This is a genomic window from Bosea vestrisii (genome assembly GCF_030144325.1).
Classification (GTDB): domain Bacteria; phylum Pseudomonadota; class Alphaproteobacteria; order Rhizobiales; family Beijerinckiaceae; genus Allobosea; species Allobosea vestrisii_A.
On the sequence record NZ_CP126307.1, the window covers coordinates 1,149,606 to 1,163,524 of the forward strand.

At 67.1% G+C, this 13,919-nt stretch carries 12 protein-coding genes; 4 read left to right on the forward strand and 8 right to left on the reverse strand.

The features are described from left to right. Nucleotides 1-60: 60 nt before the first annotated feature. Nucleotides 61-669 carry a LysE/ArgO family amino acid transporter gene (locus QO058_RS05625; protein ID WP_284170934.1) on the forward strand — a complete coding sequence of 203 codons (609 nt, stop codon included), beginning with the start codon at nucleotides 61-63 and terminating at the stop codon, nucleotides 667-669. A 99-nt stretch (nucleotides 670-768) separates the two neighbouring features. Here the strand turns inward: QO058_RS05625 and QO058_RS05630 are convergent, their stop codons facing one another. The 3 genes from QO058_RS05630 to QO058_RS05640 all read right to left on the reverse strand — a co-directional run bounded on the left by QO058_RS05630 (nucleotide 769) and on the right by QO058_RS05640 (nucleotide 5,973). Continuing rightward, nucleotides 769-3,459, reverse strand: coding sequence for an AsmA family protein (locus tag QO058_RS05630; RefSeq protein WP_284170935.1), 2,691 nt, complete (start codon nucleotides 3,457-3,459; stop codon nucleotides 769-771). 71 nt (nucleotides 3,460-3,530) lie between these two features. After that, complete coding sequence (locus QO058_RS05635) at nucleotides 3,531-4,427, reverse strand: AsmA family protein (RefSeq protein ID WP_284170936.1); 897 nt, start codon at nucleotides 4,425-4,427, stop codon at nucleotides 3,531-3,533. Nucleotides 4,428-4,533: 106 nt separating this feature from the next. Then, a complete protein-coding gene (locus tag QO058_RS05640; RefSeq protein WP_284172823.1) occupies nucleotides 4,534-5,973 on the reverse strand; it encodes an FAD-binding oxidoreductase in 1,440 nt (479 codons plus the stop codon). Between the two features lie 153 nt (nucleotides 5,974-6,126). On the opposite strand from QO058_RS05640, the gene QO058_RS05645 reads away from it, so the two are divergent. Continuing rightward, a complete protein-coding gene (locus QO058_RS05645) occupies nucleotides 6,127-6,699 on the forward strand; it encodes a thioesterase family protein (protein ID WP_284170937.1) in 573 nt (190 codons plus the stop codon). Between the two features lie 36 nt (nucleotides 6,700-6,735). Here the strand turns inward: QO058_RS05645 and QO058_RS05650 are convergent, their stop codons facing one another. The 4 genes from QO058_RS05650 to QO058_RS05665 form a co-directional block, all read right to left on the reverse strand. After that, a complete protein-coding gene (locus QO058_RS05650) occupies nucleotides 6,736-7,329 on the reverse strand; it encodes a YdeI/OmpD-associated family protein (protein ID WP_284170939.1) in 594 nt (197 codons plus the stop codon). A gap of 102 nt (nucleotides 7,330-7,431) precedes the next feature. Next, on the reverse strand, nucleotides 7,432-8,229 hold the full coding sequence (locus tag QO058_RS05655) for a potassium channel family protein (protein WP_284170941.1): 798 nt from the start codon (nucleotides 8,227-8,229) through the stop codon (nucleotides 7,432-7,434). Between the two features lie 46 nt (nucleotides 8,230-8,275). Then, nucleotides 8,276-8,893, reverse strand: coding sequence for a class I SAM-dependent methyltransferase (locus tag QO058_RS05660; RefSeq protein ID WP_284172824.1), 618 nt, complete (start codon nucleotides 8,891-8,893; stop codon nucleotides 8,276-8,278). 98 nt (nucleotides 8,894-8,991) lie between these two features. Beyond that, nucleotides 8,992-10,242: a BtaA family protein gene (locus QO058_RS05665; protein ID WP_284170942.1), complete on the reverse strand. Its 1,251-nt coding sequence runs from the start codon at nucleotides 10,240-10,242 to the stop codon at nucleotides 8,992-8,994. Between the two features lie 215 nt (nucleotides 10,243-10,457). Here QO058_RS05665 and msrB point away from each other — a divergent pair, with 215 nt between their 5' ends. Next, nucleotides 10,458-10,889 carry a peptide-methionine (R)-S-oxide reductase MsrB gene (gene msrB / locus QO058_RS05670; RefSeq protein ID WP_284172825.1) on the forward strand — a complete coding sequence of 144 codons (432 nt, stop codon included), beginning with the start codon at nucleotides 10,458-10,460 and terminating at the stop codon, nucleotides 10,887-10,889. Between the two features lie 192 nt (nucleotides 10,890-11,081). Here msrB and QO058_RS05675 read toward each other — a convergent pair whose 3' ends face one another. Next, a complete protein-coding gene (locus tag QO058_RS05675) occupies nucleotides 11,082-12,722 on the reverse strand; it encodes an acyl-CoA dehydrogenase family protein (RefSeq protein WP_284170945.1) in 1,641 nt (546 codons plus the stop codon). Nucleotides 12,723-12,874: 152 nt separating this feature from the next. Here QO058_RS05675 and QO058_RS05680 point away from each other — a divergent pair, with 152 nt between their 5' ends. Continuing rightward, nucleotides 12,875-13,801 (forward strand): alpha/beta hydrolase, encoded by a 927-nt coding sequence (locus tag QO058_RS05680; RefSeq protein ID WP_284170946.1) that lies wholly within the window; start codon nucleotides 12,875-12,877, stop codon nucleotides 13,799-13,801. Nucleotides 13,802-13,919 lie beyond the last annotated feature (118 nt).

Genomic DNA, 13,919 nt, shown 5'->3' on the forward strand with positions numbered 1-13,919 from the left:
TTTAACTACACTAATGCGACTTCAGCGCCTAGGCAGGGCGACGAAACAGGACCGTCGCTCATGCCTCTCTCCGTCTATGTCACCGGCCTGACCATGGGCCTTAGCCTGATCGTCGCGATCGGCGCCCAGAACAGCTTCGTGCTGCGGCAGGGCCTGCGGAACGAGCACGTCTTCGCCATCTGTCTGGTTTGTGCACTTTCAGATGCAGTCCTGATCCTGGCCGGCGTCGTCGGCCTGCGGCAGGCGACGGCGATGCTACCCCTGCTCGAACCCGCCTTGCGCTATGGCGGCGCCGCCTTCCTGATCTGGTACGGCGCGCGCAGCCTGCTCTCGGCCCTGCGCTCATCCGAGGCTCTGGCGGTCGGGGCCAGCGGCGGCGCGAGCCTCTCGGCCAGCCTCGTCACCTGCGCTGCGCTGACCTGGCTCAACCCGCATGTCTATCTCGACACGGTGCTGCTGATCGGCAGCATCGCCAGCCAGTTTCCCGGGCAGGAACTGGTCTTCGCCGCCGGCGCGATGACCGCCTCGTTCCTGTTCTTCTTCGGGCTCGGCTATGGCGCCCGCTGGCTGCGCCCGCTCTTCGCCGATCCGAGGTCTTGGCGGATTCTCGACGGCATCGTCGCCGCCACCATGTGGGCAATCGCGTTCAAGCTACTCCAGGCTAGCTGATCGGCCGGCTGCCGGCGAAAACCCTGCTATTCCAGCGCCTTGTGCCAGAAGATTGAATCAGCCTCGTACGCGCTTAACTCAGTTTGCCAGCGACTTGAATCAGTTCTGCAAGGGCGAGCGCGACAGCGGTCGCGGCACTGACTGGATATCGAGAGGCGGCGGCAGCGGCGGAGCTTCGCTGCGTGACCTGACATACGGATCGCCTGGAATATAGGAGGGCGGCGCCCCCTGCAGGATCATCGGCCCAGGCCGCCCCTCGATCGCGGCCCGGATCGCAGCCTGCCTCGCCCGCTCCTCGGCTTCGGCCCTGCGCCTGTCTTCATCCGCCCGTCGGCGGTCCTCCTCGGCGCGGCGCGCGTCCTCCAGCCGTTTTGCAGCCTCAAGCTTGCGCGCCTCCTCGGCGAGCCTTGCCTCTTCGGCCTTGCGCGCAGCCTCCGCCCTGCGGACCTCCTCAGCCTGCCTTGCCTCCTCGGCCTTGCGCGCTTCCTCCGCCCGCTTCTCCTCGGCGATACGGCGCTCCTCCTCGGCTTTCAGGAATTCCGCCAGCTTGCGTTCGTTCTCACGCAACTCGCGCTCGGCCCGCAGGCGCCGGACGTTCATCGCCCGCTCGCGCTGGTCCGCCTCGAAGGCCTCGACCCGTTCGATTTCGCGCGCCAGCGCCCGCGCTGCCACGACATTGGACAGCGCCCCGACATCGGTCTCGCGCCTTGGCGCCTCGAGCGGCCCGCGCCAGGCGACGCCGACCTGCGGCAACTGCTCCGGCCAGCCTTTCGGAGCCGCGCCGAGCGGGCGAAGATTCAGGCGCAGATCAGTCGTCATCGCCCGCCAGTCGACCAGCCCGGTCGCCTCGGCCCGGAGGCCCGCACGCTCGACGGAGACGGGCGAGACGCGCAGCACGCCGGCCGCCTGGGTGAAGGGAATGGTGACGTCGCCGAGAGGCCAGCTTGCCTTCTCCAGCGCTTCGCCGATCCGGTCCTGCAGACGGTCCGTTTCGCTCTCGGAAGCATCCTCGCCCGTCGCGGCGATCACCTTCGAGATCGCAGAGGGATCGAAACGCGCCATGCCGGCCCCCGAGACGCTGATCGAGCCGGCGCCGCCGAGCGCCGCGATCAGCCTCGCCGGGCTTTCGCCGGAGCCGCCGGCCTCGAAACTGCCGGTGAGCTTGCCGGTGAGCGCGCCCTTGGTCAGCGCGGAAAGGTCGAGCCCGGCCAAGCCGAGCTTGCCTGCGACCTGCGCCAATCCACCTTCCCGGCGCAGCGTGAGCCGCCCACTGATCTCGCCGCCGGCATGGCTGCCGCGGAGATTGTCGAGCGTGAGCCCATCAGGCCCTGCCGAGAGGTCGAAGCGAGCCTTGGACAACGCGATCTTGTCGGTCAGCTCGAACCGATCGGCGCCGACGGCCAGCCTGATCTCACCCAGGGTCGTGGCACCCTGGAAGCGGCTCGGCGACCACTGACTCCCACTAACCGGCTGGGCCTGGCCGAGCACGGCCGCAAGAACCGGCTGCAGTGCGAGCGACGGCAGGTCGAGCTTCCCGCCAATGCCGCGCTCGGCCGAGAAGCTCAGCGCGCCGCGCGCCGCCTTGCCGCCGGCGTTAACGACAAGATCGTCGAGCCTGGCCCCCTCGCCGAAGGATACGCGCCCATGCGCATCGAGCACTCCATCCGGGACCAGCCGAGCCAGCCCTTCCGGCAAGACCTGCCCCGGCCCATCGGCCTGGAGGCTCAGCCGCGCCGCATCGCCTGCGCCTTCGAGCACGAGCATCAGCCCCGGGCCGGCAAGCGAGCCGACCGGCCCGGCTGCGCCGAAGCCGAGCGTAAGCTCGCCGGGTCCGCCACGCGCCGGGCGCGGCAGACCAAAGGCGGCAAAGGCGCGGCGCCGGTCGTCGAGCGAAAGTTTTACATCGCCGCCGCTCCACTGGCCGGCAGCGTCGAGCTTGCCGTTGAGTGCCAAGCGCCCGGCCTGGGCCGAGCCCTCGGCGATGACGCTGGTTTCTCCGTTCGAGGCGCGCGCCAGCTTGAAGCCGGCGTCGATGCCGGCAAGCCCATCCTCGATCCGCGGCCATACGCGCCGCAGCCCTTCCGGCAGCAAGGGGCCGGCCAGCGCTGTCAGCGCCGCGAAGCGCGGTGCGCGCACCCGCCCGGCGATCTCGCCGCCACCCGGCAGCAAGGCGCCCTCGCCCTCGACCTTGACGCCTCCGAAGCCGTCGACAGCCAGGCGGCTGAGGCGCCAGTCCGAGCCCTGGCGGGTCAGCGCAAGCCGGGCCGAGCCCGGTGGCGCCGACAGATAGCGCGCGCCATTCAAAGTGAGGTCGAGCGCCAGGTCGCGCCGGCCGGTGAGCGCATTCAGGCTGTCGCCCGGCGGCAAGGTCGAGAGGTCGAGCCCGTTCAGGGTCAACTTGGCGTCGAGCCGGCCGGAGGTGAGTGCGCCAGAGCCCTCGAGGCGCGGGCCCGAGCCCGCCCGCGCAGTCAGGCGCGTGACCGCGAGTTGCTCATTGCTCCAGTCCAATGCCGCCGTGCCATCGAAACTGCGCAAGGCCGCGAAGCTGTCGGCCAGTCCGGCCTCGACGCCGAGCCGCGCCAGGGCAAGGGCCGCCCGGCGCGCATCCGGCGCCCTAGCCTCGACCGTGCCGCGAAAGCCCTGGCCATCGAGCGCGCCACGCGCTTCGAGAAGGGCATTGGCGATCTTGACCGTAGCGTTCGCCGCGTCGAGTCCGCTTTCGTCGAGCTTCCCGCGCAGGGCAAAGCCGCTGAAATCTTCGCCGCGCCAGGCGATCTGGTCGAGGTCCAACGAAAGGTCGAGCGCGCCTGGCAGTGCCTGAAAGGCGCGCTCATAGCCCGGCCGCTGAGCGAGTGCCTCGATCAGCGCATCGGCATCGAGCCGGCGTGCTTTGAGCTGAACGCTGCCCTGACCGCCCCCGGATTGAACGAGCCTTCGCCCTCCAACCGCGCGGCGCCGCCGGCGATCTCGACGGCAAGCGCGGAGAAATCAAGGCGGCGGCTGTCACCGCTCACCCGTCCCGCCAGGCTGACGGCACCGCCGGGTGCGATCGTGAAACCGCCTTCGAGCGCGGGCCGAACCTTGCTCTCGGCCGCCGGCAGGATCAGCGAACCGTCGAAGCCGAACTGCGTCTGCTCGCCGGTGACCGACACCTTGGTACGCAACCGCCCATCGGCTTCGACCGCGCCGGTGACGAAGCGCACGGACGAGCCGGCAATCTCCCCTTCGACACGCCAGGGTCCATGCAGGCTGACGGCGGAGACATCGACCGAGATCGGTGCCAGCATCTGCGCCGCCTTGCCGGGCTCGCGCCAGATCACGGCCGCCCGCCTGATCGCGAGCCGGTCGATCGCCGTTTCGCTCGGCAGGCCCGTCCCCTGGCGCGCCGGCAGGGCAATCGCGCCGGCCTCGTCGACGACGAGGTTCAGCGTCAGCCCATCGGCCTCGGCCTCGACCAGCCTGAACTCGCCGCGCGCCAATGGCGCCAGAGCGAGCTCGGCCGTCAGCGTCTCGACGCTGGCGCTGCTCGCTCCGCTTTCACCGGAACCAAGGCGCACCTGGCCCAGCACCAGCCGTGGCGACGGCAGCAGCCGCAGCCCGATCTCGCCGGCGACGCGCGTCTCCACGCCGAGCGCGGCGCCGATGCGTTGCTCGAAATGGGGCCTGTACTCGCGCCAGTCGACGAAGCCCGGCCCCAACAGCGCGGCCAGCAACGCCGCGACGAGCAGCCCGGCCAGGAAGGTCAGGGCCTCACGCACGCTCTTGCATCAATCCTCAATATGTCGACGGCCCGATCATGCACGCAAGTCGCGGCAGGATCACGACATTCTTGTGGGTAATACCGCCCGGGAGCGCGGTTGGATGTCACAAGGCGATGATCTTGCCGGGATTGAGGATGTTCTGCGGATCAAGCGAGCGCTTGATCAGCCGCATCACCGCAAGCGCGGCCGGGCTGTGCTCGATCTCGAGATACTTCATCTTCTTCTGGCCGACACCGTGCTCACCGGTGCAGGTCCCACCCATGGCGAGCGCCCGCTTGACCAGCCTGTCGATGAAGGCCTCGCAGCGCGCGACCTCGTCTGGATCGGCGAGGTCGACCAGCGGCTGGGTATGGAAATTGCCGTCGCCGACATGGCCGACGATCGGCGCTATCAGCCCGGAGGCCTCGATGTCGCGCTTGGTCTCGTCGACGCACTCGGCCAGCCGCGAGATCGGCACGCAGACATCGGTCGCGACCGATTCCGCGCCGGGCCGCAGCGCCCGCGCCGCCCAATAGGCGTCGTGCCGGGCCTGCCACAGCTTCGAGCGATCCTCCGGCCTCGTCGCCCAGTCGAACGAACCGCCGCCGAACTCGGCCGCGATCTCGCCGAAGCGCTCGGCCTGTTCCTTCACGCCCTCTTCCGAGCCGTGGAACTCGACGAACAGCATCGTCGTCTCCGGCAGGCCGAGCTTGGAGTGCAGGTTGACGCCGCGCATCATCACATCGTCGACCAGCTCGATCCGCGCGACCGGCAGGCCGGACTGGATCGTCATGATCGTTGCATCGCAAGCCGCCTTCACCGAGGGGAACGCGCAGACGCCGGCCGAGACTGCTTCCGGAATGCCGTGCAGCTTCAGCGTCACCTCGGTAATGATGCCGAGCGTGCCTTCCGAGCCGACGAGAAGGCGGGTGAGATCGTAGCCGGCCGAGGATTTGCGCGCCCGGCTCGCGGTCTTGACGATGGCACCATCGGCCATCACCGCGGTCAGCGCGATGACATTGTCCTTCATCGTGCCGTAGCGAACGGCATTGGTGCCGGAGGCGCGCGTCGCCGCCATGCCTCCGATCGAGGCATCAGCACCGGGATCGATCGGGAAGAACAGGCCCTGGTCGCGCAGATGCTCGTTCAGCTCCTTGCGAGTAACCCCGGCCTCGACCGTGCAGTCGAGGTCCTCGGCATGGACGGCAAGGACGCGCTTCATCTGGCTCATGTCGATGCAGACGCCGCCGAAGGGCGCGTTCACATGCCCCTCCAGCGAGGTCCCCGTGCCGAAGGCGATGACGGGAACCCCATGCTTGACGCAGAGTTTCACAATCGAGGCCACCTCTTCGGTGCTCTCAGGATAGACGACCGCGTCCGGCGGCTGGTTCGGAATCCAGGTCAGCGTGTGGCCATGCTGCTGCCGGACCGCGAGGCTGGTGACGAGCCGGTTGCCGAACAGCGCCGCCAGCTCCCGCGTTATCGCGGCAATGGCCTGCGGTGACGGCGGCAGGTCTGCACTACGAGCAGGGGTGGGCTGAGGCACGGAAACGGTTGAAGGCATTGTCATGGCTGGAGAACTTCGCCTAGTCTGGAATGGTTCGGCCTATGAAGCAGCGGCTCGTGTTGTTTTCACGCGCCGCGCCCGCGCCGGGCAAGAGGCGGCGGCGCAGAGCTGCCCACGCATCGATGAGACAAAGGACGAAAGGAGGCGCCGATGCCGAACGAAATTCGCACGACCGCCCTGTTCTTCGCTCCCTTCGTCTCGTCCCCGATGCGGGTCGAGACGCAATGGATCGACTATAACGGCCATCTCAACATGGCCTATTACCACGTCCTGTTCGATCGCGCGGTCGACGAGGTCTTCTCGCTTGTCGGCCTGAACCAGGACTATGTCGAGACGCGCAAGGCCTCATTCTTCTCGGCCGAATGCCATGTGCTCTACAAGCGCGAGTTGACGGCCAGCGACCTCGTACGTGTCACCGCGCAACTCATCGCCTTCGACGACAAGCGCCTGCATTACTATCTCGAAATGCGTCATGCGAGCGAAGGCTGGCTCGCCTCGACCTCCGAGAACCTGTCGCTGCATGTCGACCTGACCGATCGCAAGGTCACGCCCTTCCCGGCCGACATCCTCGCCAATCTCGCAATCATGAAGGCGGCGCACGCTCGTATGCCGCGGCCGGCGACAGTCGGCCGGATGATCGGCATGCCGGAGAAGAGTGCGATCACGCTCGGCGCGCCGGTCGAGGCGCAGGAAGCGGAGCGCGAAACCGAGACGCGGCACTAGGCCGGATCTGCAATCCAGCCCCGTCCGCCAACGGACCTAGCGCTGCGGGTAGATCGTCTCGCCGCGCTTGAGCATCTCGACGAAAGCCGCGATCCTCTTCCTTCTCCCGGCTTCGGTCTTGAGATTGTGGACACGAAACGCCAGGGCAAAGCGGTTCTGTCCGCTCAGCTTCGATAGCATCTCCCTGGCCAAGGGCTCTGCGTCGATCGCCGCCTGGAGATCGTCGGGGATCTTCAGATTTTGGCCGGCGCCATAAGCGCGCGCCCATCGACCGTCGGCCTTGGCTGCATCGACCTGCATCAGGCCGTGTCTGGTCATGCGCCCTTCCGTAATCAGACGGGCGACATTGTCGACATTGATCTGGCTCCAGATACTTCTGGCGCCCCTCGGACTGTAGCGCTGCAGAAAGCTGCGCTCGTCGAGGCCTTTCCTGACGCCGTCGATCCAGCCCCAGCAGAGCACGACGTCGATCGCCTCCTTGGGCGTGATCGACCGCAAGCCGGACGAGAGCTTGTGGATCTTGATCCAGACTTCGTCAGCCTGGTCGTGGTTGCTGCCAAGCCAGTCGTAGAAGCTTGACGCATCCTCGAATTCCCGGACCTTTTCAGGATCGATCTTCACCGGCGCCATTATCGCTCCAAAATCCACGGTCTGACCAGAAAGCCGAGTAACCCTCTAGGCGTCAAAGTGGCTGGCTCATGTCAGCACCCAGCTTCCGGCAGGGCCCGCCGATCACTCGTCGTCGTCCGGTATCTTCAGCAGGTGGCCGCAGGCCTTGCAGTGCACGGCATCGGGTTCGTGCCGCTGCAGAGCACATTCCGGACAGGGGAAGGTCACCTTGTGCGGCCGGAACACCGCCTGCGCCAACCGCACGAACAGCGAGATGCCGATGATCATCACCACGATCGAGGTCACCTTGCCGGCGATCCCCGGCAAGGTGATGTCGCCGAAACCGGTCGTCGTCACCGTCGCGACGGTGAAGTAGAGCGCCTCGACATAGCCCTCCAGCCCGGGCCGGCTCATGAAGAAGAAGGTGTAGACGAAGCCGCTGACGACAAAGAGGAAAGTCACGAGGTTGACCAGAGCCTTGGCGACGTCCTCCCAGTCGCGGAAACGCGTCTGCCGCAGTTGCGCCCAGATCAACCCGCGCTGCGACAGCGACCAGAGCCGGAGGATGCGCAGGAAGCCGAAATTTTCCAGCCATTGCGGCGCCAGCAGCGTCGCCAGGATGAAGAGGTCGAGCAGCATGGTGGGCTGGCGCAGCAGCCGCAGCATGTTCGAGGACGCGAGGAAGCGCGCCGCGATCTCGGCGGCGACGATGATCGCGACCGCATAGTCGAGCCAGAGGAATGCCGGCCGATCGCGCAGCAACGGCGTCGCGATGAAGAAGCCGATGATCAGGAGATCGATGATCAGCGTCGCGACCTGGAAGCGCAGCGCCGCCGGGGTCCGCCCGTGATAGAGCTGCCGAAGCCGGTCGCGCAAAGGACGTCCGTCGCTGCTCTCTTCGCCGTCGGCGGTATCACTCATCCTGCTGGCGTAGCAGCGCGATGGCGGCAGCGTCCAGCCCCGGCGCTCAAGCCGGCTTGATTGCCACGGCCTGCACGCTATAGCCGCCAAACAACCGCGTGGTGCCGCCGATGACGCCGGCCTCGGCACAGAGTCCGGTCACCACCGCGTCGAGATCCTTGCGTGGCGTGACATGGAACAGTGCCAGCCAACGATTGAGCACCGCTCTGAACGGCGCGGGCAGATTCGCCTGATCGCCGAAATCGACGATGTGCAGCGAGCCACCCGGCGCGACGACGCGCACGGCCTCGGCGAGCGCCTCCCGCCAGGGCGGGATCATCGAAAGCGCATAGGAGATCACCACCCGCTCGAAGCCGGCGCGACCGAACAGTGCCTGCGGATCGAAGCTGGTCGCGTCGGCCTGTGCCAGCGTGATCCGATCGGCGAGCCCCGCCTTCACCACCTGCTCGCGCGCCGTGCGCAACATCTCTTCGGAGACGTCGAGCCCGTAGCAACGCGCCTGCGGATAGCGCCGCGCGATCTTGATCAGGTTGCGCCCGGTGCCGCAGCCGATCTCCAGCACCGCGCCGCCCGGCGGCGGCTTCAACTCCGCGATCAGCCCATCGCGCCCGAGCAGGTAGAACTTCCGGGTCGCGTCGTAGATGTGCCGCTGGAAGCGATACATCTGGTCCATCAGACCGGCGGCGTCCGTCCCGCTGCCTGAGCTGGATGCGAAAAAATGGGAACCGGTTTTTCGCTTAGATCCAGCTCCAGACTCGTCGATCACGCGGCCATCCTGCGAACGTAGAGATGGAAGGCGCCGTAGATGGAGGAGCGGTCGCGGGCGCCGAGCTCGCGGCTGCGCGCCTCGTCATAATGCCATTGCGACAGGATCGCCTCCGGCACGCGGCCGGGCAGCAGGCGTTCGTCGGCAGCCGTGCGGAAGATCGCGCGCGCGCCGGGCGCAGCGCTGCGGGTCACTTGAGTCCACAGCGCCGTCAGCTCGGCGTCGTTCATCCAGTCCTGCGCATCGAGCAGCACGAAGCCGTTACAGCTCTCGGCCGGCTGCTTTTCGAGGAAGGTGGTGATCGCGCTCTGATGATAGGCGACTCTGGTTGCGCGGGCCCGCACCGTCTCGAAGTTACCCTGCTCCAGATAGGGCGGCACCGCCGCGTCCGGCTCCGGCCCGTAGCCGCGGCCGAAGGCCTGCCAGGCGAAGTAGTTGGTCTTGAGGTCGAAGCCGCAAGCGAGCCGCTCCAGCCGGTGGCGCAGGACCGCGCGGATCCCGGCGTCGCCATCGGCGGCCAGCGCCTTGTACTGGGCCGGCGGGATGCCGAGCCCGTAGAGCGAAGCCGGCTGGCGCACGAGCCAGCGCACCAGCCTCTTGTCGAAGACCGGCGCCAGATGCTGCTCGAACAGCGCCCGCTGCTCCTCCATCGTCTTCGCCTGCAGCATGACCCTGGGGTCGCAGCCGAGCCGACGGGCAAGAAAGTGCCCCGTGCCGATAAAGCGGCCGAGCAGACCGTAGCGGTAGAAATTACGGGCGAAGAGCTCGATCCGTCGGCGACCGACGAGGTTGCGCCCCTCCCAATAGGCCCGGCTGACCGCGTCCAGCCGTGGCCCGATCAGCTGGTCATAGGTCTCGACATTGGCCTTCGACTGCGCCTGCCCGAAGAAGCGGCGGAAAGTCGGATGGTCGTCGATCTCGGCCAGTGCCGCGAGCTTGAGATGGCCAAGCGCGATATGTGCGCCGTTGAGATCAATCGCACTGATCTTCGCCGGATCGGCGGTGAGATAGGAGAGGATGTTGCAGGAGCCCGAGGCGATGGCGACGAGATGATCGTCCGGCTGCAGCGCCAGCGCCTCCATGTCGACGACCGGATCTTCCCAGATCTGCGGGTAGACTAGGCCGGAGAAGGCGAGCGTGAACATCCGTTCAAGCAGGCCGGCACGCGAGAGCGGCTTGCTGCGGTGGACGGCGGTGGTCAGGCCGAGATTCGTGGTGCGCTTCACCGCGCGGATCGTCTGCGTCACGAGGCCCTCGTCTGCGCCCGTTGCGATGGCGAGCCGACTAGAGGAGTCGCGTGACGGTTGGGTGACGCGGCAGGTGGGCAGAGAAGAGACGGGTCGCCGTCGAACGCAAACGTGAAACAGGCCACATTGCGTGAGGATGAAATCAGGAAGACAAATCCCCATATCCTGCGCGACAATCCCGACAAGACAGCACAAAGGAGCCTCGCATGGGCCTGATGGATCTGTTTGCCAAAACCGAAAAGCCGGAGCGCGACTTCCCCTTCCAGCTCAGCGATGCTGAGTGGCGCGCGAAGCTGACGCCGGAGCAGTACCAGGTGCTGCGCGGCCACGGCACCGAGCGGGCCGGCTCCTGCGCGCTGAACTTCGAGAAGCGCGCCGGCACCTTCTCCTGCGCCGGCTGCGGCCAGAAGCTGTTCAGGTCGCACAAGAAATTCGAGAGCGGCACCGGCTGGCCGAGCTTCGACCAGCCATTGGAGGGCGCAGTCGAGGAGAGCGAGGACGGCAGCTTCGGCATGCGCCGGGTCGAGGTGCACTGCGCCAATTGCGGCGGCCATCTCGGCCACGTCTTCCCCGACGGCCCGCCCCCAACCGGCCTGCGCTACTGCATCAATGGCGTCGCGATGGATTTCGAGGCGGAAGCGGGCTGACCGCGCTCGTTCAGAGGGAGTGAGGCGCGGGGAACCCCTCTCCTGGAAGGAGAGGGGCAGGGGTGAGGTGTTCGGACTGGAAACGTTAGCCTGAACCCGACCGCGCGGTGAGCGCTCGCGGAACTGGTCAAATAGCCTACACCTCACCCTGCCCTCTCCTTCCAGGAGAGGGTTCCCCGCGCTGTCCGAGCCTCAAACCTCCGGCACCGCCCGCCGCGCCAACGTCGCCGCATCAACCGCCAGCGGCAGGTCGCCGAAATGGCCCGACCAATGCCCGCCGAGCCGCGTCGCCACAAAGGCATCGGCGACCGCATGCGGGGCGTGGCGGATCAGCAGTGCGCCCTGCAGCATCAGCGCCAGCCGCTCGGTCAGCAGACGCGCCTGGCCTTCATGGCGGATGAGCTCATGCAGGTCTGTGTCCAGCACTTGCACTGCTGCGTCGTAGCGCCGGTCCTGCCCTGAAACTGCATGGAATTCGGCGCGCAGCGCCTGCAGCGAGCCCGGCTCGCGTTCCAGCGAGCGCAGCACGTCGAGGCAGATGACGTTGCCCGAACCCTCCCAGACCGAATTCAGCGGCGCCTCGCGATAATGGCGCGCCATCGGGTTCTCCTCGATGAAGCCGTTGCCGCCATGGCATTCCAGCGCCTCGACCACGACGGCCGGCGTGCGCTTCGCCACCCAGTATTTCGCCAGTGGCGCGCCGATCCGGGCCAGCAGCTTCTCGCTCTCCGACTGCTCCTGCCGGTCGACCGCGGCAAAGAGCCGGAAGGCGAGCCAAGCGGCGGCCTCCGCCTCGATGGCGAGGTCGGCGAGGACGTTCTGCATGATCGGCTGGTCGATCAGCAGGCGCTGGAAAGCGGTGCGGTGCTGGGCGTGATGGCCGGCGAGCATCACCGCCTGCCGCATCAAACCGGCGGACGCGGCGGCGATGTCGAGCCGCGTATTGTGGTTCATCGACAGGCCGGTGCGCAGGCCCCGGCCGGGATCGCCGAGCATATGGCCGATCGCGCCGCGAAACTCGACCTCGGAGGAGGCGTTCGAGCGGTTGCCGCATTTGTCCTTGAGGCGCTGGATCGCGATGCCATTGCGCTCGCCATCCGGCCGCCAGCCCGGCACGACGAAGCAGGAAATGCCCTCTTCATTACGCGCCAGCGTCAGGAAGAGGTCGGAATGCGGCACCGAGAAGAACCATTTCTGCCCATGCAGCGAATAGGTGCCGTCGCGGTTGTCATAGGCGATGGTCTGGATTTGGCGCAGGTCCGAGCCGCCTTGCGTCTCGGTCATCGCCATGCCGACGGTCGCCCCTAGCTTGCCCGCGGCAGGCCCCTGGCGCTTGTCGTAATTCTTCGAGGAGATCAACGCGCCCCACTGCGCCCAGAGCGCCCGGTCCTGCTTCAGCACCGGGATGGCCGAATAGGTCATCGAGATCGGGCAGCAGATGCCGCTCTCGCAGCCATACCAGAGATATTGCAAGGCAGCCCGCGCCACCTGCGCCCCCGGCCCCGGCTTGTTCCAGGCGAGCGCATGCGTCTCCTGGCCGATGGCGCGGGTCATCAGCGCGTGCCAGGCCGGGTGGAATTCGATCTCATCGAGCCGGTTGCCGAAGCGGTCATGGCTGCGCAATTCCGGCCCGTGCCGGTTGGCGAGCCGCGCCATCTCGATCGTCTCGGCTGCGCCGACCGTCCGCCCTGCCTCGTGCAGCCGCTCATCGGCCCAGCCCGCATCGAAAGCGGCGACCGCCGCCCTCAGCACCGGATCGGCGGCGTAGGCGTCGTAGTCCTGCAGCGGCGGCACCTGATTGGTGACCTGATGGGCGTGCGATGCCTGGGCCATGAGCTTCCCTTCCAATCCGCGAACCGCCCCGTCATTAACCACCAACCTATGCCGGCGCCCCGGAATTGCGAACCTGCCCGATTGCCGCCCGAGTTCTCCCGGCACCTCGCCGCGCGCGCCGCCATCGGCGCGGGCCTACGGAGAGCCTTCACGTGCTGCGACGCGCCCTGAGTACCCTGGTCATCACATTCACCGCCGGCTTGAGCCTCGGCGTCATCCCGGCAAAAGCCCAGCCCCAATCGGCGGTGAAGATACAGCCGGGCGAAGGCCGCCCCTATGAGATCGCCGACAGCGAGGTCTGGGACGTGCCTGATCCGGTCTCAGGCCGGGGCTATCAAGTCTTCGTCGCCCTGCCGCCGTCCTACGGGAAGGAGCCGCAGCGGAAATATCCCGTGCTCTACGTCACCGACGCCGACTATGCCTTCCCGATCATCCGCCAGATCAGCCGTCGCCTGAATCTCGATGGCCCCAAGGTCGAGGAATTCATCTTGGTCGGCCTGTCCTATGCCAAGGGCGAAGACGGCACGGTCAGCCGCCGGCGCGACTACACGCCGACGCCGAACGGGCCGAGCACTGCACCATCAGGCGCGATCCATGGCCAAGGCCAAGCCTACCAGACCTATCTGCGCGATCAGGTGAAGCCGTTCATCGCACAGCGCTACCGCACCGATCCGGCGAGAGCGCTCTTTCTCGGGCACTCCTACGGGTCGTTGCTCGGCGCGCAAATCCTCTTCACCGAGCCCGGCCTGTTCAGCGGCTACGTCCTCGGCAGCCCGTCGCTCTGGTACGACAAACGCCACACCCTGGGCCTGGAGGCGAGCTATGCCGCCAAGAACCGCGATCTGCCAGCCAAGGTCTTCCTCTATGTCGGCGAGTACGAGGCGCAGCGTAAAGGCGACCGGCGCTACAGCCAGAGCGTCGACATGGTCGCCGACAACCGGACCCTGGAAGAAGCCTTGCGCGGCCGGAAGTATCCGGGCCTGAGCGTGAAATCGGTGGTCCTGAACGACGAGGATCACCTCTCCGTCGCACCGCGCGGCTTCACGCAGGGACTAAGATATCTCCTGCCAGCGCGTTGACGCAGCCGGGTTTACAATGACCCGCTCGCCATCGCGGAAAACCATCCGTGATGGCGAGCAATCCGCGGCACCTACCCCTATATTGACCGTGAACGAATCACGATCACGCAAGCAGATC

Coding starts and splice junctions, on each gene's coding strand:
- QO058_RS05625 (WP_284170934.1), top strand. CDS start 61: ATGCCTCTCTCCGTCTATGTCACCGGCCTGACCATGGGCCTTAGCCTG.
- QO058_RS05640 (WP_284172823.1), bottom strand. CDS start 5,973: ATGCCTTCAACCGTTTCCGTGCCTCAGCCCACCCCTGCTCGTAGTGCA.
- QO058_RS05645 (WP_284170937.1), top strand. CDS start 6,127: ATGCCGAACGAAATTCGCACGACCGCCCTGTTCTTCGCTCCCTTCGTC.
- QO058_RS05650 (WP_284170939.1), bottom strand. CDS start 7,329: ATGGCGCCGGTGAAGATCGATCCTGAAAAGGTCCGGGAATTCGAGGAT.
- QO058_RS05655 (WP_284170941.1), bottom strand. CDS start 8,229: ATGAGTGATACCGCCGACGGCGAAGAGAGCAGCGACGGACGTCCTTTG.
- QO058_RS05660 (WP_284172824.1), bottom strand. CDS start 8,893: ATGTATCGCTTCCAGCGGCACATCTACGACGCGACCCGGAAGTTCTAC.
- msrB (WP_284172825.1), top strand. CDS start 10,458: ATGGATCTGTTTGCCAAAACCGAAAAGCCGGAGCGCGACTTCCCCTTC.
- QO058_RS05675 (WP_284170945.1), bottom strand. CDS start 12,722: ATGGCCCAGGCATCGCACGCCCATCAGGTCACCAATCAGGTGCCGCCG.